14 protein-coding genes are annotated in these 20,552 nt (G+C 47.2%); 9 read left to right on the top strand and 5 right to left on the bottom strand.

The features are described 5' to 3' along the window. Positions 1-29: 29 nt before the first annotated feature. Positions 30-1,337, bottom strand: coding sequence for a 16S rRNA (cytosine(967)-C(5))-methyltransferase RsmB (rsmB, locus tag AC13CK_RS01625; protein WP_425880051.1), 1,308 nt, complete (start codon positions 1,335-1,337; stop codon positions 30-32). Beyond that, positions 1,334-2,296, bottom strand: coding sequence for a methionyl-tRNA formyltransferase (fmt, locus tag AC13CK_RS01620; RefSeq protein WP_425880050.1), 963 nt, complete (start codon positions 2,294-2,296; stop codon positions 1,334-1,336). Before fmt ends, rsmB begins: the two co-directional genes overlap by 4 nt. 408 nt (positions 2,297-2,704) lie before the next feature. On the opposite strand from fmt, the gene ilvD (AC13CK_RS01615) reads away from it, so the two are divergent. The 4 genes from ilvD (AC13CK_RS01615) to AC13CK_RS01600 all read left to right on the top strand — a co-directional run bounded on the left by ilvD (AC13CK_RS01615) (position 2,705) and on the right by AC13CK_RS01600 (position 8,335). Next, positions 2,705-4,534, top strand: a complete 1,830-nt coding sequence (ilvD, locus tag AC13CK_RS01615) for a dihydroxy-acid dehydratase (RefSeq protein WP_312585669.1) — start codon at positions 2,705-2,707, stop codon at positions 4,532-4,534. A gap of 373 nt (positions 4,535-4,907) precedes the next feature. Next, positions 4,908-6,593, top strand: coding sequence for a dihydroxy-acid dehydratase (ilvD, locus tag AC13CK_RS01610; RefSeq protein ID WP_425880049.1), 1,686 nt, complete (start codon positions 4,908-4,910; stop codon positions 6,591-6,593). A gap of 151 nt (positions 6,594-6,744) precedes the next feature. Then, complete coding sequence (locus AC13CK_RS01605; RefSeq protein ID WP_314100355.1) at positions 6,745-8,067, top strand: hypothetical protein; 1,323 nt, start codon at positions 6,745-6,747, stop codon at positions 8,065-8,067. Then, positions 8,048-8,335 carry a chorismate mutase gene (locus tag AC13CK_RS01600; protein WP_005094791.1) on the top strand — a complete coding sequence of 96 codons (288 nt, stop codon included), beginning with the start codon at positions 8,048-8,050 and terminating at the stop codon, positions 8,333-8,335. Before AC13CK_RS01605 ends, AC13CK_RS01600 begins: the two co-directional genes overlap by 20 nt. Before the next feature lie 121 nt (positions 8,336-8,456). On the opposite strand, the gene AC13CK_RS01595 is transcribed toward AC13CK_RS01600, so the two are convergent. The 3 genes from AC13CK_RS01595 to AC13CK_RS01585 all read right to left on the bottom strand — a co-directional run bounded on the left by AC13CK_RS01595 (position 8,457) and on the right by AC13CK_RS01585 (position 13,506). Beyond that, complete coding sequence (locus tag AC13CK_RS01595) at positions 8,457-9,752, bottom strand: solute carrier family 23 protein (protein WP_425880048.1); 1,296 nt, start codon at positions 9,750-9,752, stop codon at positions 8,457-8,459. 296 nt (positions 9,753-10,048) lie between these two features. Beyond that, positions 10,049-12,733: a phosphoenolpyruvate carboxylase gene (ppc, locus tag AC13CK_RS01590; RefSeq protein WP_425880047.1), complete on the bottom strand. Its 2,685-nt coding sequence runs from the start codon at positions 12,731-12,733 to the stop codon at positions 10,049-10,051. 149 nt (positions 12,734-12,882) lie between these two features. Then, positions 12,883-13,506: a TetR/AcrR family transcriptional regulator gene (locus tag AC13CK_RS01585; RefSeq protein ID WP_409666686.1), complete on the bottom strand. Its 624-nt coding sequence runs from the start codon at positions 13,504-13,506 to the stop codon at positions 12,883-12,885. 148 nt (positions 13,507-13,654) lie between these two features. Between AC13CK_RS01585 and AC13CK_RS01580 the strand changes: the two genes are divergently transcribed. The 5 genes from AC13CK_RS01580 (at position 13,655) to AC13CK_RS01560 (ending at position 20,445) form a co-directional block, all read left to right on the top strand. Then, positions 13,655-14,758: an efflux RND transporter periplasmic adaptor subunit gene (locus tag AC13CK_RS01580; RefSeq protein WP_416706012.1), complete on the top strand. Its 1,104-nt coding sequence runs from the start codon at positions 13,655-13,657 to the stop codon at positions 14,756-14,758. A gap of 2 nt (positions 14,759-14,760) precedes the next feature. Further along, the gene (locus AC13CK_RS01575) at positions 14,761-17,898 is read left to right on the top strand and encodes an efflux RND transporter permease subunit (RefSeq protein ID WP_425880046.1); all 3,138 of its coding nucleotides are present in this window, start codon (positions 14,761-14,763) and stop codon (positions 17,896-17,898) included. Positions 17,899-18,029: 131 nt separating this feature from the next. Beyond that, positions 18,030-18,407 (top strand): hypothetical protein, encoded by a 378-nt coding sequence (locus AC13CK_RS01570; protein ID WP_005249514.1) that lies wholly within the window; start codon positions 18,030-18,032, stop codon positions 18,405-18,407. Positions 18,408-18,511: 104 nt separating this feature from the next. Beyond that, entirely contained in the window at positions 18,512-19,630 is a 1,119-nt protein-coding gene (dnaJ, locus tag AC13CK_RS01565) for a molecular chaperone DnaJ (protein WP_005104999.1), read from the top strand. Positions 19,631-20,229: 599 nt separating this feature from the next. Beyond that, positions 20,230-20,445 carry a cold-shock protein gene (locus AC13CK_RS01560; RefSeq protein WP_004280856.1) on the top strand — a complete coding sequence of 72 codons (216 nt, stop codon included), beginning with the start codon at positions 20,230-20,232 and terminating at the stop codon, positions 20,443-20,445. Positions 20,446-20,552: the final 107 nt, after the last annotated feature.

The following is a 20,552-nucleotide window of genomic DNA, read 5'->3' as shown; positions in this document are numbered from 1 at the left end:
TAGGCTGCCTTTCATTTTAAACACATGACTTATGCAGTTTTTTCTATACGGCAATAGAAAAAGCCGTCGCCTTGATCTGCTTTCGGCAACAACTGACGACCATGAATCTGCTCGATGCCCCAATCGGCTTCGATCTTGATTTCTTTGGCATCGGCATGTTGAGCAAAGAATTCGACCATCTGCTGTTCGTTTTCGGCTTTCAAAATTGAACAGGTGATGTACAGCAAAGTACCACCGACTTTCAGTTGCTGCCACATATTTTCCAGAATCTGCTTTTGCAGCTGTACCGTTTGCGGAATATCTGTGGAATGACGCAGTAAGCGGATATCCGGATGACGACGGATCACACCAATTGCGGAACATGGTGCATCCAGTACGATACAGTCGACCGGCTCCGGAGCTGTCCAGGTGATCGCATCAGCCGCGATAATTTCAACATCGGCATATTCAGTTAACAGTAAGCGTTCCAGATTTTCTGCCACACGGACTAAACGTTTGGCATCCTGGTCAATCGCATACAGCTTTTTCGGGCTATATTTTTCCAGGATGTGCGCGGTCTTACCACCCGGTGCAGCGCAGGCATCTACCACGACTTTGCCTTCAAGGTCAGGAACTAAAGTCACGCAAAGTTGGGCATGTTCATCCTGAACCGAGAAGCCACCAGCTTCATAGCCCGGCAGGTTCGGAATATGGACATTCTGTTCCAGAACGATGCCAACTTCAGAAAGAGTACAGGCACGTGCTTCATAGCCTTCTTCTTCCAGAATTTCCAGATATTCATCACGGCTGACCTGATTGACATTGACGCGCAAGGTGAGCGGTGCAATCTGTTTCAAGTCATGTGACAGTTCGGCAAGCTGTTCCGGCCAGTCTTTCTTTAAACGCTTGTAAAGCCAGCTTGGCAGGCCATGCGCCTGATTTAAAGCCAGATCAAATTCTTCTGTTTCACGTGAAACACGACGCAGAACGGCATTCACCAGACCGCTTAAAGGTTCAAAGCCCAGCTGTTTGGCAGCAGTCACGGTTTCTGAAATTGCAGCATGTGCCGGAATACGGGTACATAGAATCTGGTACAAACCCAAATATAAGCAGCTTTCTAGAGCCTGATTATCGAGAGGTTTGGTTAATAGCGGCAGGGTGATGGCTTTCAGGCCATGCCACTGACGTAAACAGCCTAGAGTTAACTCGTGATACAGACCACGGTCACGCTCAGACACAATGTTGATATGTTGATTGAGTACAGAAGCAAGTGATTGGCCATTTTGTACAGCCAATAGGGTTTTTACAACTTGCGCGCGCAAATTCAAATTTTTAGCTGATGATTGAATTTGGCTCATGCGAATTTATATCCTACCGATAGTTTTTGAGTTTGATTAATTTGAACAGCATTCAGGGCTTTGCCGCCTGGCCATTGCAGATTGGTGATACAGATGGCATTTTGATCGCCACACATTACATGCACGCCGTCTTTATCCAGAGCAATTACTTCACCAGGCAGGGCATTGCTTGTCTTTTGCGTAGAAAGCGAGGAATTCCAGATGCGTAAATTGTTGCTGTCATCCAGTGGGGTAAATGCCACTGGCCATGGATTAAAAGCACGAATATTACGGTCAATGGCTGCTGCAGGCTGGGTCCAGTCAATTTGTGCTTCAGCTTTTGATAGTTTATGCGCGTAAACCGTCAGGCTTTCATCCTGGACTTCGCGAATCTCAAGATAGTGCTGTAAGGTCTGTTCCGATTCAAGCACGGCCACAATCGCCTCAGCACCTTGCAGCGCCAGTTTGTCATGCAGGCTGGCAGAAGTATCCTCGGCAGTAATCGGACATCGTGTTTTATACATCATATCCCCGGTATCCAGACCGGCCGCCATTTTCATAATGGTCACACCCGTTTCGGTATCGCCGGTAGCAATCGCGCGCTGAATCGGGGCTGCACCGCGCCAGCGTGGCAACAGCGAACCGTGTATATTCAGGCAACCATATTTTGGCGTATCCAGAACCACTTGTGGCAGGATCAGGCCATAAGCTGCCACCACCATCACATCTGCATTTAAGGCTTTAAGTTCCGCTTGCGCCGCCAGACCTTCTTCAGTCGATGACTTGAAATGTAAAGGCTGATAGACCGAAAGATGATGTTCAAGCGCTAACTGCTTCACCGCAGATGCCGTGAGCTTTTGTCCACGTCCGGCCTTGCGGTCCGGTTGAGTATAGACCGCCACAATTTCATGTTCGGTTCTAAGCAACGCAGCCAATGCAGTCGCTGCAAATTCTGGTGTGCCTGCAAATATGATCTTCACACATGAAATTCCAAATAAACTTAAAAGCTATTATAAGCCAAAAGCCAAATTTCAGCCTAATCCTTACCAAAACTTATCCGAGAAGCTTGGTGAGTACTTGAATTTCGGTGGAATTTTTATATAAAAAAAACTCATGCAAATTGTAAAAATTATTCATGAAAGTTTTGTATTGTCCTGATGATGATGGCGGTATAGTAGATTTCATTAAGAAATTTTTATCGTCAGATCATCCAAACCTCTCTATAGACATTTTTGCCTGCATCTACACCCAAAAGGCCATCTTGTAAATCAAGGGCTTGTAGTATGATAGGTTTAAAATTCAACTGATTTAAGCTCCTTGTCAGTATGATTTAGCCAGAGTGGATCTGCCCGATTCATTGCAAGCTCAAACTTTGTTGGAAATATAAAATGCCTGACTATCGTTCAAAAACATCGACACACGGAAGAAATATGGCTGGCGCACGCGGTTTATGGCGTGCCACCGGCATGAAAGATGAAGATTTCGGTAAGCCGATTATTGCGGTGGTGAACTCGTTCACCCAGTTTGTACCGGGTCACGTTCATTTGAAAGACTTAGGTCAGCTGGTGGCACGTCAAATTGAAGCGTCAGGCGGCGTGGCCAAAGAATTCAATACTATTGCTGTCGATGATGGCATCGCGATGGGTCATGACGGCATGCTATATTCATTGCCTTCACGGGATCTGATTGCAGACTCGGTCGAGTACATGGTCAATGCGCATTGTGCCGATGCGATGGTGTGTATCTCGAACTGTGACAAGATCACCCCGGGGATGTTAATGGCTTCAATGCGTCTGAACATTCCGGTGGTATTTGTCTCTGGCGGTCCAATGGAAGCGGGCAAGGTCAAAATCCGTGGCAATGAAAAAGCCATCGACCTGGTTGATGCCATGATTGTTGCAGCAGATGACAGCTTCACTGATGAAGAAGTCGCTGAATATGAGCGTTCAGCTTGCCCAACCTGTGGTTCATGTTCAGGCATGTTCACTGCAAACTCGATGAACTGTTTGACTGAAGCACTTGGTTTATCGCTTCCGGGCAATGGTTCAACACTGGCAACCCATGCCAACCGTAAAAAATTATTTGAAAAAGCCGGCCAACTGATTGTTGAATTGGCGAAACGTCATTATGAACAGGAAGATTACAGCATCTTGCCACGTTCAATCGCAACCAAAGCAGCGTTTGAAAATGCCATGACGCTGGATATTTCCATGGGTGGTTCAACCAATACGGTTCTGCATCTGTTGGCAGCAGCACACGAAGCTGAAGTCGATTTCACCATGACCGACATCGACCGTTTGTCGCGTAATGTGCCGGTACTATGTAAAGTTGCGCCGGCGAAGCAAGACGTCCATATGGAAGATGTACACCGTGCCGGTGGCATCATGTCGATTCTGGGCGAACTGGATCGTGCGGGCTTGCTGGACACTTCTGTTCCAACCGTCCATGAAAAAACACTGAAAGATGCCTTGGATAAATGGGACATCATCCGTACTGAAGATGAAGACGTGTATCAATTCTTCAAATCTGCACCGGGCGGTGTACCAACGCAGACGGCATTCTCGCAAGACCGTTATTATGCACGCTTAGATGGCGACCGTGACAATGGCGTGATCCGTAATGCAGCCAATGCTTTCTCGCAAGATGGTGGTCTGGCGGTACTTTACGGCAACATCGCGCTAGAAGGCTGTATCGTAAAAACAGCGGGTGTGGATGATTCAATCCTAAAATTCAACGGGACTGCACGTGTGTTTGAAAGTCAGGATGCTGCGGTTGAAGCCATTCTTGGCGGCAAAATCACTGCGGGTGATGTCGTCGTGATTCGCTACGAAGGTCCACGTGGTGGTCCGGGTATGCAGGAAATGTTGTATCCAACCAGTTACTTAAAATCAAAAGGTTTGGGTAAAGACTGTGCACTTTTAACAGATGGCCGTTTCTCTGGTGGTTCTTCAGGCCTTTCAATTGGTCACGTATCTCCTGAAGCAGCGGAAGGTGGTGCGATTGGTCTGGTGGAAGATGGTGACCGTATCGAAATTGATATTCCAAATCGTACGATTCACCTGGCAGTGGATGATGCCACCATGGCAGCGCGCCGTGAAGCACAAGAAGCCAAAGGCTGGCAGCCTGCAGAACAGCGTCCGCGTAAAGTGTCTAAAGCACTGAAAGCGTATGCGATGCATACCACCAGTGCCTCGAAAGGTGCGGTACGTGATATCTAATTTGTAATTTTACAGATTTTAAAAGCACTCCAGACGGGGGTGCTTTTTTATTAATTGTTGAAAATAGCACGGTCGCATTTTACTTTGTGATTTTGCAATAATATTGCGTAGACAATGTTTTACTTTTGACAGCGCAAAAGTAACAAAACGCCTTTGTTTTCCTGATGCAGCATCCTTGCTGCACAGGAAAACAGCGACATCCATGTCGCTTCATCATGTGATCTGATTTGGGTAGAAAAATAATAAATGGATTAATGGGATTCGCAGAGTACAGAGTGTTGCTTTCATGTGTAGTCTGCTTTCTATACAATGACCTTAAAATAAATTGTCCAAGACCGAAGCTTAAAATTGGTCATCGCCCAGGAAGAGAATAATGAGTAAAGATAATATCCGCGAGCATTCAGCCCCGGTTTATGAAGGCATTGAAAATGCACCGGCGCGTTCCATGATGCGTGCTACCGGTTTTAAAGATGTTGATTTTGAACGGCCATTTATTGGCATTGCCTCGACCTGGGCCAATGTCACGCCTTGTAATATGCATATTGATGGTCTGGCCAGAACTGTAGAGCAGGGCGTGAGTGCTGCGGGCGGCAAAGGTATTATCTTCAATACCATTACCATTTCTGACGGAATTTCCAACGGTACGGAAGGCATGAAATATTCACTGCTATCACGGGAAGTGATCGCAGACTCCATTGAAACGGTCGTGGGCTGCCAGGCTTATGATGGGGTCATCGCGATTGGTGGTTGTGATAAAAACATGCCGGGCTGCATCATGGGGTTGGCGCGCTTAAACCGTCCGGGGCTGTTTATTTATGGCGGCACTATTAAACCGGGCGAAGGCCATACCGACATGATTTCGGTATTTGAAGCAGTCGGTCAATATGCCAAAGGTGAAATTAACGCGATTCAAGTCAAGCATATTGAAGAAGTATCCTTGCCGGGTCCGGGCTCTTGTGGCGGCATGTATACGGCCAACTCGATGGCCTCTGCAATTGAAGCACTCGGTATGAGCTTGCCGGGCTCCTCGGCACAGGAAGCGATTTCGGATGACAAGCAAATCGACTGTGCCCGTGCCGGTGAAGCAGTCATGAATCTGTTACGACTGGATATCAAGCCACGTGACATCATGACCAAGGCTGCTTTTGAAAATTCGATCAAGGTCTTGATTGCGCTGGGTGGTTCGACCAATGGCGTGTTGCATCTGCTAGCCATGGCGCATACCGCAGGGGTTGAATTGAGTCTGGATGACTTTGTCCGAATTGGCAAAGATATTCCGGTGGTGGCCGATGTGCGTCCATCCGGGAAATATTTAATGTCAGAACTGATTGCGATTGGTGGGATTCAACCACTGATGAAGCGCATGCTGGATGCCGGCATGCTGGATGGGTCCTGTTTAACGGTCACAGGTAAGACGCTGGCAGAAAACCTGGCCGATGTGCAGGACTATCCGGAAGGTCAGCAGATTATTCTGCCTTTTGATGCGCCCGTGAAAAAAGATTCCCATCTGGTGATTTTAAAAGGCAATTTGTCGCCGAAGGGCGCTGTGGCCAAGATTACCGGTAAGGAAGGTCTGCATTTTGCTGGCCCGGCACGGGTCTTTGAAGGCGAGCAGGGTGCCATGCGCGGGATTCTGGATGGCGAAGTCCAGCCGGGTGAAGTGGTGGTGATTCGTGGCGTCGGCCCTAAAGGTGGTCCGGGCATGCCGGAAATGCTGAAACCGACTTCTGCGATTATTGGTAAAGGTCTGGGCGCTTCGGTGGCTTTAATTACTGACGGACGCTTCTCTGGCGGCAGTCATGGTTTCGTGATTGGTCATGTGACGCCAGAAGCTTATGAGGGCGGCCCGATTGGTCTGGTGCAAAATGGTGATCAGATTTCGATTAATGCCGAAACTCGGGAAATGACCTGGCATGTCGCGGAAGAAGAAATTGCTGCACGTCAAGCGGCCTGGACCAAACCTCAGCCAAACTATACCCACGGTGCGCTGGCTAAATTCGCCAAACTGACTTCAGGTGCAGAAACCGGGGCGGTCACTGACCTGAATCTTGACCTCTAATCCATTGTTAAACATTGAACATTTGCTTATGACTTGATATAAGTTTTTACAGCATGCAGGGCTTTGGCTTCTGCGATCTTAAAAATAGATTATTCTGCGCAGCTTCTCATATGTTGAGCTGCGCACCGTCATTGTTGTCGAGGCCGATCTCATGTCCCTGTTACGCCGTTGGTTTGATCCAATCCGATCGAGTTGGTTTTACCAAAAACCGACCCGTCAAACGGTGTTATCTATTCAAGATGGGCTGAGTATTCATTTAAGGCTGGATGATGTGTACAGTTATCTGGCGGTACAGCAGTTGCCCCAGCTCGAAGAAATTTTAAGTCCAGAACTCAAGCCGCTGAAAGTCATCATTTCCAGTGAGCATGCCGAAGCGCCGAACCAGATGTCTTTTGATGAATGGCAGCACTACACGATTAATGATGCGAAAATCTTGTCGAAACAGCATCGTTTCAGTTTTCATGATACGCCAGAATTACCGACCGCTGAGGCCTTAAAACAGGCCGAACTGATTTTGCGGCATACACCGCTGCGTGGACAGGATTTCCTGTATTTGCTGGAAGATGTCTTCCATATGCTCTGGCAAAAACAGACCGGAAAATTACGAACTCTTTATGCCATGGCCAGTCGCCATCATCAGCCACAGGATTTTCCTGAACGTATTTTTGACCAGACTCCGATTCTGGCCAGCTATTTTAATTTAGGCGGTCGCCAGTATCAGGCGGTCGATGACCTGTTGCGTCTGACCCGGCGTCTGGAGCAGCAAAAACTGCTGACCGGTAATCCGATTTTTATGATCGATCACATTGAATGGCGTGAGCATCTGATCAGTGATGCCGAAGAGCTGAACGAGATCCAGTCGATGGATCCGGAACTGGACTTGTATATCGCGCTGGAAGACCCGATTTCCTGGCTGCTGCTGGCTTATATCAAGGAAGAACTGGCGGATTATTATAATATCCAGCTAAATGTCTATCCCTTGTCCTATCGCGGTCGGGATGATTTTGACTGGAGTCTGGCCACACGGTTATCCAAACGGACAGAAGTAGAATTTACCCCGTTCTGCCGGCCGACCGAGCAGGCGATTGCGCCAATGGCACAATTATTTTATAGCTGTCCCGAGGAGCAGCGGATCGAGGCGATGTACCAGATCTTGCAGGCCGTCTGGACCCGTGGTGAAGACCTGTCTTATGCACCCCATTTCAAACGTTTGCAGCAACAGTTAAATATTGTCGATCTGACCCAGGACGATATTCTGGCCAAGCTGCAGGACAATGATATGCTCTGTGAAATGAAGTCGCAGCCGAATTTTCCGGTACTGGAACTGCGCATAGATGATCAAAGTTATACATTTAATAGCCTATATCGGGTCTGGATGATTGAAAGTATTTTCAGTAATGTGTTAGAAGAAAAGTATAAGAGTAATAATCAAACTGAAAGTGAACTGAAAAAACATGGAAAAGATCAAAGCTGAATCACTAGAACATGCACGTCAACAGATCGATGCCATTGATACAGCTTTAGTTGAGCTGATCGCTGCGCGTCAATTTTATGTTGATCAAACCACCCGTTTCAAAAAAACCGAAACCGATTTACAGTCACCAGAACGTATGGAACAGATTGTAGAAAATGTCAGAGCTCTGGCGCAAAAACAAGGTGTCGATCAGGAGTTTATTGAACATCTATACCGTGAAATGTTCCAATACTTTATTCAACGTGAACTGAAAGAGTTTCGTCCTTAAACAGACACGTGCTTTAATAGAAGCCTTGCGGGGCTTCTTTTCATTTCTTTAATCGCAAAGTTGAAAAATATAAAGATAAAAAAAGCAGCCATTCGGCTGCTCAATACTTTTATTTCGAGTTTTATTTTTTATCGCCCAGGCTAAAGAACCAGTTCAGGATCAGTGCAGCAAACGTTGCCGTACCAATACCACCCAGATTGAAGCTGCCAAAAGTCAGGGCAAAATCACCCGTACCTAAAATAATGGTCACCGCAGCCACCATCAGGTTCTTGTTCTGCGAGAAATCGACCTTGTTCTCAATCCAGATTTTGGCACCAGCAATGGTAATCAAACCAAAGACTACAATCGAAGCACCGGTCAGAATCGCTGTCGGAATCGTGTGAATAATCGCACCAAACTTAGGCGATAAACCCAGGAACACAGCAAAGACACCCGCGACTGCAAAGATGATGGTCGAGTAAACCCGTGTCACGGCCATCACACCAATGTTTTCACCATAGGTAGTCATACCCGGCGCACCTACACCACCGGCTAAAGTGGTTGCAACACCATCTGCCACAAAGGCTTTACCAATATGCGGATCGAGGTTTTCACCGGTCATCGCGCCTACGGCTTTAATATGGCCCAGATTTTCAGCCACCAGAATCAAGGCAATCGGTGCAATGATCAACATGGCATTCAATTCAAAGGTCGGCGCGTGGAAAGTCGGTAAACCGAACCAGGCTGCTTGCTGAATAGGAAGGAAGTTGATCGCAGTGCCATAACCCATGACATTACTGAGTACGAAGTAAATCAGATAAGCCAATAACAGGCCAACCAATAACAGCAGGCGCTGTAATAAGCCACGGGTGAATACGGCAATTGAACCCATGCACAACACAGTGACCAGAGACATCCACATATTGAAGGTATTGCCCATCACACTTTTCACTGTGACTGGAGCAAGGTTCAGGCCAATGATCATCACCACGGCACCGGTCACTACCGGTGGCATCAGCTTTTCAATCCAGCGGGTGCCCGTCGCCATGACCAGAAAGCCCATGAGTGCATAGAAGATGCCACATGCGATAATCCCGCCTGCTGCAACGCCAATATTTGGATTCAGTCCGCCACCACCCGCATAACCTGTTGCTGCGATGACCACACCAATAAAGGCAAAGCTTGAACCTAGATAACTTGGAACCCGGCCACCGGTGATTAAAAAGAACAGAATAGTACAGATCCCTGACATTAGAATCGCCAGGTTAGGATCAAAGCCCATTAAAAAAGGTGCCAGTACAGTCGCGCCAAACATGGCAAAAGCATGTTGTACACCCAAAATGACCGTTTGTGCGGGTGGCAAATACTCTGCGGTACCTACTGGTCGTGCATCGATACTACCCTCATAAGGGCGCCATTTGGGAAACCAACTGGACATAAAATGAGCACTCAAAAGATAAATTGTGCACATCATACTCTTGTTCTTTAGAAGATTTAATCACTTAAACAAAATTTTTGTTCAAATTAATTCTATGACTTTATTTAAGATTTTACCGGGCGGTAAAAGAATACTGGGTTAAAAGTAAAGTGAAATCAGTAGATTAATTTCTTATTATGAATAGGGGTATCTATAAATAAATCTGATTTACTATATAAAATAAAATATTTCCTGGCTATTGACTGGTCAATAAAAAAGCACATCACCAGGATGTGCTTTCAAATGGGCATTTTTGCTTAGCCAGTATTACGCAGACCGGCCGCAATCCCGGCAATACTGACCATCAGCGCATGATCCACCGGGGTGTTTTCGGCCTGTTGCTGTTGCAGATATAAACGGCGACGTTTCATCAGTTCAGCTTGCAGCAAGTGCAAGGGTAGCAGATACGGCTTACGCACCTTCATAGACTGATCCAGTACGCCGTTACTGCTGAGCAGTTTCGACTCGCCTTTCAAGCTTAACAAGGTTTGTACAGCATCTTGCAAACGCTGGCGTAACTCTGTTCCCAGAATTTTCATATCTTCATCCTGAGTCAGATGCGATTCATAATACAGTGCCACATGGGCATCGGCTTTAGACAATACCATTTCCAGCATATCAATCAGGGTCTGGAAATATGGCCACTCGGCCAGCATCTCATCGAGTACTGTACGTTGTCCCTGATCCAGGACTTCATTCAGTGCAGCACCGGTCCCGAGCCAGGCAGGTAACATCAGGCGAATCTGGGTCCAGGCAAATACCCAAGGGATGGCACGCAAGGATTCAATGCCGCCGCTGACTTTACGTTTGGCAGGACGTGAACCCAGCGGCAGCATTTGTAGTTCAAGCTCAGGAGTAACGGTACGCAGGTATTTTACAAAATGCGGATTTTCCCGTACGGTCTGGCGATAGACCTGAACCGACAGTTCGGTCATTTGATGCATCAGGTCGCGCCATTCTTGTTTCGGCTCAGGTGGCGGCAGCAGCGTCGCTTCCAGGGTTGCAGCAGTATAAATTTCCAGATTTTGCAGCGCGATTTCTTCCAGCCCGAATTTAAAGCGGATCATTTCGCCCTGTTCAGTCACCCGGATTGCACCGGAAATAGAGCCCGGTGGCTGAGAGAACAAGGCTTGCTGGGTTGGCGCACCACCACGGCTGATCGAACCGCCACGACCATGAAACAGGGTCAATTGCACGCCATGTTGCTGGGCAACTGCGGTCAGTTCTTCCTGGGCACGATACTGTGCCCAGTTGGCCGACATAAAACCGGCATCTTTGGCAGAATCCGAATAGCCAATCATGACCTCATGTTTGCCCTGAATATGCTGTTTATACCAGTGCATATTGAACAGGGTCGACATGGTTGCGGCTGCACCATCCAGATCTTTTAATGTTTCAAACAGGGGAACCACCCGTAACGCCTGTTCAATCCCGGCTTCTTTTTGTAAAAGCAGTACCGCCAAGACATCACTTGGATATTCTGCCATGGAAATAATATAGGCACCCAGAGACTCGCTCGGCTGTTCGGCCAGTGTGCGCATGGTGGCAAAGACTTCCTGTACATCCGGATGTTCAATCAGGCTGCCGGCCGGTTCATTCAGATGTTTCGGCAGTAACGGACGTTTGCTTTGCAATTCCTGCAATAAAAAGTTTTGACGGGCCTGTTCGGTCCAGGTTTCAAAATTCCCCAGTCCTAAATATTCAGTAATGGCTGAAATCGCCTGGCGGTGACGGCCGGATTCCTGGCGGATATCTAGTTTTAGCAGTTCGATCCCAAAACTGTTGACCCGGTAAATAAAGTCCAGCAGGCTGCCATTGGCAATTTCAGCCAGATTGCAGTCCATCAGCGAGCGGTAACAGGTCAGGAGCGGTTGTAAAAGTTCGTCTTTACTTTTAATCACCAGACTGTCATCGGCATCATTGCCTTTTAATTTTTCTGCCAGCCAGTGCCGCGTCGCTTTCAGGCGGGTACGGGTGTCACGTAAATATTCACGATAGGGTTCAGGATGGGGCTGGCCCAAGGCTTCGGAAATTTCCGGACTACATTGCTGAATGGACAGTTCCCAGCGCAGGTTTTCAATATCACGTACATAAAGGTCGGCTGCTTTCCAGCGCGACAGCCACAGTACTTCCTGAGTGACGGTGTGGGTGACATTCGGGTTGCCATCACGGTCACCACCCATCCAGGAGGCAAAACGTACTGGCGCTACATCTAAGGGCAGGTTCTGGCCACATTGCGCTTGCACCATGCCATTTAGTTCGCGGATAAATTTCGGGACCGCATTCCACAGGGTCTGTTCAATGGTGGTAAAACCCCATTTGGCTTCATCGATCGGAGTCGGGCGATGCTGACGGATTTCATCGGTTTGCCAGGCGGAGCTGATCAGCTGTTTCAGATCGGCCAGGACTGCCTGACGTTCACGTGGCGTCAGTTTCTGCTGGTCGAATTTGGACAGGGCATTATTGATGCCATCATATTTTTGAATCAGGGTGCGGCGGCTGACTTCTGTGGGATGGGCGGTCAGGACCAGTTCAATTTTCAGTTCACAGATTTGCTGATACAGCGTATCGGCAGAAATCTCCTGCTGTTTAAATTTTTCAAATAAAGGCACCAGAGGATTGGGCGATTCTGCAGTGTCATCAAACTCGCTCTGACGGCGACGACGTACCACATGATATTGTTCGGCAATATTGGCAAAGTTTAAAAAGTGGGTAAAAGCACGGGTCAGTGGCAGGATTTCTGCATCTTCCAGACTCAAAAACAGTTGTTCCAGTTGTTTTTCTGCTTCGACCTGTCCATCGCGAGCGCCTTTGGACAGGGCACGGATCTGCTCGATCTGATTAAACAAATCCTGCCCGGCATGTAATTTTAAGGTTTCCCCAAGCAAATTACCCAGTAAGCGTACGTCTTCGCGTAGTGGTGCATCAATCTGTTGAATCATTTTTTATTCCCTCACATGCATGCTTTGACTATACCGCGACTGCATGACAATCCAAGTCCCCTAGAGACAAAAGTTGCAGAGCATTGGCTACTTTTTTAGCAACTTTTAGGCCACATACGGTGATCGGTGATCAGTCCGAAAGAAAGGAGTTAATCCGGCAGGGCATATTTCAGCATAAACAGTTCAATGGCCTCGCTAATAATCTGTTGCTGTTCTGCGCTTGAAGGGGGAGGGCTGAGACCCAGCAGGATTTTCTGATGACGGGTTCCCGTCAGCAGGGACACGATCAGCTCGGTCTGTTTTTCTGGAAGATCGACCCGAATAAAGCGGTATTGCTGGGCCAGAGCAAAGAAATCATTCCAGACTGCATCCAGTTTGCTATGCGAGGCCTGATAAAACTGTTCTGCCAGAGGACTTTGCTGCGAGGCCAGTTCCATCAGTAGCAGGTCCAGCTTGATCGCTTCTGGTAAATGAATAATATTTAAAGCGCGCTGACAGGCCTGATAAAACTCCTGCGCAAAGTCACTGCTCGGCTGCAAGAGTTGAGGATGTTCATGCAGAATGGCTTCACAGGTATCCTCAATCGCACAGCTAAACAGGGTCGCCTTATCCTGAAAATGGTTATACACCGTCAGCTTGGTTACACCTGCCTCACGTGCAATCTGGTTCATGCTGGAGGCATGATAGCCATGCGCTAAAAACAGCGCTTTGGCCACGCTGAGTATGCGCTGACGCTTTTCCAGATCCTTGGGTCGTCCTACAGGTATTTGCACAATTTCTTCCAAAAAAAGTCAACACGGTCATTGCTTTGATGATTCAGTTGTAATTAGTGTGCCGGGTGGTATATTAATTAAAAAACAAGCAATTCAATATATCAGCATAGTTTGCCCTAAAAAAGATGATCAGATAAGAGCGAATAAGATGAGCAGGATTTACAGCGTATTGGCTGGCATGGTGGTGCTTTGCAGCGTGACCTTAACCGGGTGCAGCAAAGATACTGCTGCAGCAGAACAGGAAGTTCCCTTTGTCATGGTGGCCACACCCACCACTTCACAGCATGAATTAAAAAGTTATGCCGGTGATGTGCAGGCGCGCCAGCAAACGGCGCTGGCCTTTCGGGTCGCTGGACAGGTGACCCAGCGCTTCGCCGATGTGGGTGACCAGGTCAAAGTCGGGCAAGTCCTGGCAACTCTAGATGTCAAAGATGCCCAGCTGCAGCTGAATGCAGCACGTGCCCAGCTGGAAAGCGCGCAGTCTGCCACTAAGATTGCTCAGGATGAATTACAACGTTTCAAGCAGTTATTGCCATCCAATGCCGTGAGCCGCTCACAATATGACGCGATCGAAAACCAGTACAAGACCGCCCTGTCAAATCTGAAGCAGGCACAATCCAATTATGATACCGCTAAAAACCAGACTGCTTATAACCAGCTGATTGCCACCAGAAACGGCGTGATCACTGCACGCAATATAGAAACAGGACAGGTGGTGGCTGCCGGGCAGGCGGCGTATGAACTGGCGATTGCCGGTGAGCGTGAAGTGGTAATTGGCGTACCGGAACAGGCTATTTCGGAGATCAAGGTTGGACAGGCAGCTACAGTGACATTATGGTCCAAACCTGAAGAAAAATTTGCCGCTTTTGTTCGCGAGATTTCACCGGCAGCAGACCAGTCGCGGACCTTCAGGGTTAAAGTTTCCTTACGTGAAGGCAATGGCCAGATCCAGCTGGGACAAAGTGCCCGGGTATTTTTTCAGCACAGCCGCGATAATATGCTCAGTGTGCCGCTATCCAGTGTCTCGGCAACGGATCAGCAGGCTTATGTCATGGTGGTCCAGCCCGATCATACCTTACGTAAAGTCCCGGTCCAGCTCGGTGCCTATGGCCGGGACAGTGTTCCTGTACTCAGTGGGCTCAAGCCGGAAGACTATGTGGTGATTGGTGGCGTACATCTGCTGCGTAACCAGCAAAAAATCAATCCGATTGATCGTGAAAACCGTCGTGTGACCATTCAGGCAGGGAGTTAAGCATGAACTTTAACCTGTCGGAATGGGCTTTAAAAAATAAAGGTCTGGTGCTGTATTTCATGATCCTGCTCGGTCTGATCGGCATCGTCTCTTATTCCAAACTGTCACAAAGTGAAGATCCACCTTTTACCTTTAAAGTCATGGTAATCCAGACCTATTGGCCGGGTGCCAGTGCCAAAGAAATCTCCCTGCAGGTCACTGACCGGATTGAAAAGGAACTGATGACCACGGGACAGTATGAGCGCATCATGGCCTATTCGCGTCCGGGTGAATCCATGGTGACTTTTGTTGCCAAGGATTCCCTGGCTTCGAAAGATGTCGCTGATGTCTGGTATAACGTGCGCAAGAAGGTGGGCGATATCCGGCATGAATTGCCACAAGGGGTACAAGGGCCGTTCTTTAATGATGAATTCGGCGATACCTTTGGCAATATTTATGTGCTCAAGGGTAAAGATTTTGACTATGCGACCCTCAAGGAATACGCCGACCGCTTACAGCTGCAACTGCAACGGGTCAAAGATGTTGCCAAAGTTGAGCTGATTGGCCTACAAGACCAGAAAATCTGGATTGAGATTTCCAATACCAAGGCCATTCAGCTGGGCGTTCCAGTCATGGCGATTCAGCAAGCCCTGCAGCAGCAAAATGCCACCACCCAGTCCGGTTTTTTTGAAACCGGTTCAGACCGGATTCAGGTGCGAGTCAGTGGTGCATTAAACAGTGTTGAAGAATTAAGACAGATGCCGCTGCTGGTCAATGGCAAAACTATTCAGCTGGGAGATGTCGCAGAAGTCTATCGAGGCTTTAGTGATCCGGCACAGCCCCGGATGCGCTTTATGGGCGAAAACGGCATTGGTATTGCTGTATCGATGCGCAAGGGTGGGGACATCATTGCCTTGGGTAAAAATCTGGAACAGGAATTCGCCCGCCTGCAAAAAGCTCTGCCACTCGGCATGGAGCTGCAAAAAGTCTCCGATCAGCCGGTGGCAGTCAAACGCAGCATTAACGAATTTATGAAAGTGCTGGCAGAAGCGGTGGTTATCGTATTGCTGGTCAGTTTTTTCTCGCTCGGTTTCCGGACCGGTCTGGTGGTGGCTTTCTCGATTCCGCTGGTGCTGGCCATGACTTTTGCCGGTATGCAGCTGTTTGATGTCGGACTGCATAAAATTTCCCTGGGGGCCCTGATTCTGGCTCTCGGTCTTTTGGTCGATGATGCCATTATCGCCATTGAAATGATGGCGATTAAGATGGAGCAGGGTTATAGCCGTTTACAGGCGGCCGGGCATGCCTGGCGCACCACGGCTTTTCCCATGCTGACAGGCACCCTGATTACCGCTGCCGGTTTCCTGCCGATCGCCACTGCAGCATCGAGTACCGGGGAATATACCCGTTCGATTTTCCAGGTGGTGACCATTGCATTGCTGGTGTCCTGGATTGCCGCGGTACTGTTTGTGCCATATTTAGGCGATAAACTTCTGCCGGATTTCAACAAGGATTTAATTCAGAAAGCGCCGTGGTATCAGCGTCTCTGGGCACGTCTACGCAAACAGCCAGAACCTCAGCCGATTGTGCATCATGCCGGAGAACATTATGACCCTTATCAAACCCGGTTTTATCAGGGCTTTCGCCGTTGGGTCGATGCCTGTGTGACCTATCGTAAAACTGTCATTGTTGCCACGGTCGGAATTTTTATTCTGTCTATTTTAATGTTTAAGCTGGTGCCGCAGCAGTTTTTCCCACCCTCGAACCGGGCTGAAATTCTGGTGGATCTCAAACTTGAAGAAGGTGCTTCACTGAAGGCCACTGAAGCTGCAGTAAAAAAAGTAGAAGCCTTTTTATCGAAACAAGAGGGCATTGATAACTATGTGGCTTATGTCGGGATGGGTTCGCCGCGTTTCTATTTACCGCTCGATCAGCAGTTGCCGCAAACCAGTTTTGCCCAGTTTGTGGTATTGGCTTCATCGCTGGAAGACCGTAATGAAATCCGCAAATCCTTAAGTGACCAGATTCGCAGGTTATTGCCGGAAGTGCGTACCCGGGTGTCCTTGCTGGAAAATGGTCCACCTGTGGGCTATCCACTGCAGTTCCGGGTATCGGGTGAAGACTTAGGATTAGTTCGTGAATGGGCGCAGAAAGTTGCAGCCACCGTGGGAGAAAATCCAAATACCACCAATGTGCATCTGGACTGGGGCGAGCCGAGCAAAGTCATCAAATTACAGATTGATCAGGATCGTGCCCGTCAGCTTGGGGTGAGCAGCAGTGAACTGGCCAATGTACTGAATAGCTCGATTTTAGGGGCCGGCATTGATCAGTATCGGGAAAAACGTGAACTGATCGAAATCCGTTTACGTGGTGCTCAGGCTGAACGGGTGGAGGTAGCATCTTTAGCCAGTCTGGCCGTTCCAACCGCAACCGGTACATCGGTACCTTTGGCGCAGCTGGCCAAAATTGAATACAGCTTTGAAGAAGGCCTGATCTGGCATCGTAACCGCTTGCCGACCATTACTGTGCGTGCCGATATTCGTAGCAAACTGCAGCCCGCTACTGTGGTCAATGAACTCAAAGAGCCACTGGAAAAAATCCGGGCAGAGCTGCCGAATGGCTATCTGCTGCAAGTGGGCGGTACAGTTGAAGAATCGGCTCGCGGACAGAACTCGGTGAATGCCGGCATGCCTTTATTCCTCGCAGTCGTCATGACCTTGCTGATGATTCAGCTTAAGAGCATATCACGGGCCTTTATTGTATTTCTGACTGCACCTTTGGGCATTATCGGAGTAGTGTTATTCCTGTTAATTTTCAATAAACCTTTCGGTTTTGTTGCGATGCTCGGGACGATTGCCTTATCGGGAATGATCATGCGCAATTCGCTGATTCTGATTGACCAGATCGAGCAGGATATTCAGGCCGGAGAGTCGCAGTGGGATGCCATCATCAATGCCACAGTACGCCGTTGTCGTCCGATCGTATTGACCGCACTGGCTGCAGTTCTGGCGATGATTCCCTTGTCCCGCAGTATTTTCTTCGGGCCGATGGCGGTGGCGATTATGGGGGGGTTGATTGTGGCGACATTATTGACCTTGTTTTTCCTGCCTGCCCTATATGCACAGTGGTTTAAAGTGAAAAAAAGTTTAAATTCTGTTTAAATTTGTCATAATTTCAGGTGCGAAATTTGGAAATTTTCAATATAGTAGCACCTGAGATTTTTATAATTTAAAAAAATAAGTAATTGCTGCATTGGCCGAGCTGCCAATACGGTAACGAGGTTGAACCGAACATGACTCAAGATACATTAACCAAGATGCGACGTTCCGTAGCGATGGCTTATGTCTTCATGTTTTTGGCCTTATTTACCCTGTTTAGTGGACTATTGGCCTACTGGTTCGCACGTAAAGTCGCTCAAGTTGATTATGCCGAGGTCTGGTTACAGGCACAGGCGCTGTGGATCATGCGCAATATCGTGATTTATACCATTTTGGCGATCTTCGCTGCGCTGTGGTTTATTCCCCTGTTTTTCTTTGCCTGGGACAGCCAGTTATGGGTCAAAGCCTGTGTGGTGACCGGCGTGATTTTCAGCTTTATTGCTTTTATTTTCCTGATCAATGCCTGGTTTAAAGGCATCCATAAATTCTCTCAAAACAAAGCTGTGTTCTAAAGCATATAATTTTTTTCATATTTCCCCTTGTAAAACTCGGTTTGACCCCAATTTCAGACCTCAGTTGAATATTAAACAAAATTCCGTGAGGAGCATCGCCAGACATGGCTAAACGTGATTATTATGAGGTTTTGGGCGTCGCTAAAACCGCTAGTGATGATGAAATCAAAAAAGCCTACCGTAAGTTGGCGATGAAATATCATCCAGACCGTAACCCGGACAATGCTGAAGCTGAAGAGAAATTCAAAGAAGCAGCAGAAGCCTATGAAGTGCTCTCTGATGGTGAAAAGCGCAGCATGTACGACCGTATGGGCCATCAGGCCTTTGAAGGTGGTATGGGCGGCGGTGGCGGCTTCGGCGGTGGTTTCAGCGCAGAAGACATTTTTAGCCAGTTCGGTGATATTTTCGGTGGTGCTTTTGGTGGCGGCGGTGGTCGTGGCCAGCAGCGCGCACGCCGTGGTTCTGACTTACGCTATGTGATGGAACTGACCCTGGAAGAAGCGGTCAAAGGCGTCAAGAAAACCATTACCTTTACTGCACCGGCACCGTGTGATGCCTGTGATGGTAAGGGTTCAAAAAATCCAAACGATGTAGAAACCTGCCGTACCTGTCATGGTGCTGGTCAAGTGCGCATGCAGCAAGGTTTCTTCTCCGTACAGCAAACTTGTAGTACCTGTCGTGGTCAGGGCAAGATCATCAAGAACCCATGTAATAAATGTCATGGTTCAGGTGTGTCGGATCGTCAGCAAACTCTGGAAGTCACTATTCCTGCGGGTGTGGATAATGGCGACCGCGTTCGTTTGACCGGTAAGGGTGAAGCAATCCGTGATGGTCAGTCAGGTGACTTGTACGTAGAAGTGGTGGTGCGTGAGCATGAAATCTTCCAGCGTGATGGCGCTGACCTGTATATGGATGTGCCGGTATCAATTGCTGATGCAGCCTTAGGTAAGGAAGTTCAGATTCCTACGCTGGATGGCCGTGTTAGTCTGAAAATTCCTGAAGGTACGCAAACAGGTAAACTGTTCCGTTTACGTGGTAAGGGTGTTAAACCGGTACGTACCAGCATGCAAGGTGACTTGCTGTGCCGTATTGTGGTAGAAACTCCAGTCAACTTAAGTGCACGTCAACGTGAACTGTTAAAAGAACTGCAAGAAACCATGGATGGTGAAGATAGCAAATCATCACCAAAGAAAAAATCATTCTTTGATCGTTTGTTTGATTAATTGAGTGAAAGTAAAAAAGGACGCTGAGGCGTCCTTTTTTATTATGTAGATAAGATACTCTAGATTAGAAGATGCTATTTATTGTTTGATAAGTCTCGCTTAAACATAAAAACCGCCTAAAAAGCGGTTTCTGTTTTTATATTTGACTATCTAAATAGAAAGTATGAGTCCAAATTTGGAGGGTGATAGATATTTTGTAAGTGAGAAAAAAGCATCATTCCCGAAATTAAAAAGGCCAATATTGTTATTACAGAGCTATATAATCGCATTCATTACTTATCAAATTTACCAGTACAGCAGATTACTCTTATTTTGTTATCATGACAATGAAAGCTTAATCTTATTGAAATAATTATAAATTTTACTTTTTAATAAATAAAATAAATATATATATAAGAAAACTTGATTAATTAAATTTTTCGTGTATAGTTAACTTAACTAGAAAAAAGTCTTGTTTCGGTAAATCTTCTTTAAGTATCGTAGTTTTAGTCATAATCCTTCGTTTTTTTTCAGATTTTAAGTCTCATTCTTTATTATTTCAAAGTTATATTCAGTCAATAAATTGACTAAAAATTATTAAAAAATTAGTAGGATATATTATGTCAAACTCAAATGTTGTTAAAGGTACTGTAAAGTGGTTCAACGAAACTAAAGGTTTTGGTTTCATTCAACAAGAATCAGGTCCAGATGTTTTTGCTCATTTCAGCGAAATCGCCAGTTCAGGTTTTAAAACCTTAATGGAAGGCCAACTGGTTGAATTCAGTGTAGCTCAAGGTCAAAAAGGACCGAATGCTGTAAATATTGTTGCTATCTAAGCAAGAATAAACAGTAAAAAAAAGCACTTAATAAGTGCTTTTTTTATCGTTCAAAATTTAATTTTAAGTTATTTTCCAAATTGGAAAAATCTTTAGAAAAACAGGAT

The organism is Acinetobacter sp. L-24, from assembly GCF_056857555.1.
The sequence above is the reverse complement of the archived record's forward strand: the minus strand, read 5'-3'. Positions and strand labels throughout refer to the sequence as shown.

Excerpts from the sequence above, each read along its gene's own strand:
- ilvD (WP_425880049.1), top strand. The coding sequence starts at position 4,908 with ATGAGTAAAGATAATATCCGCGAGCATTCAGCCCCGGTTTATGAAGGC.
- AC13CK_RS01570 (WP_005249514.1), top strand. The coding sequence starts at position 18,030 with ATGACTCAAGATACATTAACCAAGATGCGACGTTCCGTAGCGATGGCT.
- AC13CK_RS01600 (WP_005094791.1), top strand. The coding sequence starts at position 8,048 with ATGGAAAAGATCAAAGCTGAATCACTAGAACATGCACGTCAACAGATC.
- AC13CK_RS01605 (WP_314100355.1), top strand. The coding sequence starts at position 6,745 with ATGTCCCTGTTACGCCGTTGGTTTGATCCAATCCGATCGAGTTGGTTT.
- dnaJ (WP_005104999.1), top strand. The coding sequence starts at position 18,512 with ATGGCTAAACGTGATTATTATGAGGTTTTGGGCGTCGCTAAAACCGCT.
- ppc (WP_425880047.1), bottom strand. The coding sequence starts at position 12,733 with ATGATTCAACAGATTGATGCACCACTACGCGAAGACGTACGCTTACTG.
- AC13CK_RS01595 (WP_425880048.1), bottom strand. The coding sequence starts at position 9,752 with ATGTCCAGTTGGTTTCCCAAATGGCGCCCTTATGAGGGTAGTATCGAT.
- AC13CK_RS01560 (WP_004280856.1), top strand. The coding sequence starts at position 20,230 with ATGTCAAACTCAAATGTTGTTAAAGGTACTGTAAAGTGGTTCAACGAA.
- rsmB (WP_425880051.1), bottom strand. The coding sequence starts at position 1,337 with ATGAGCCAAATTCAATCATCAGCTAAAAATTTGAATTTGCGCGCGCAA.
- ilvD (WP_312585669.1), top strand. The coding sequence starts at position 2,705 with ATGCCTGACTATCGTTCAAAAACATCGACACACGGAAGAAATATGGCT.
- AC13CK_RS01575 (WP_425880046.1), top strand. The coding sequence starts at position 14,761 with ATGAACTTTAACCTGTCGGAATGGGCTTTAAAAAATAAAGGTCTGGTG.
- AC13CK_RS01580 (WP_416706012.1), top strand. The coding sequence starts at position 13,655 with ATGAGCAGGATTTACAGCGTATTGGCTGGCATGGTGGTGCTTTGCAGC.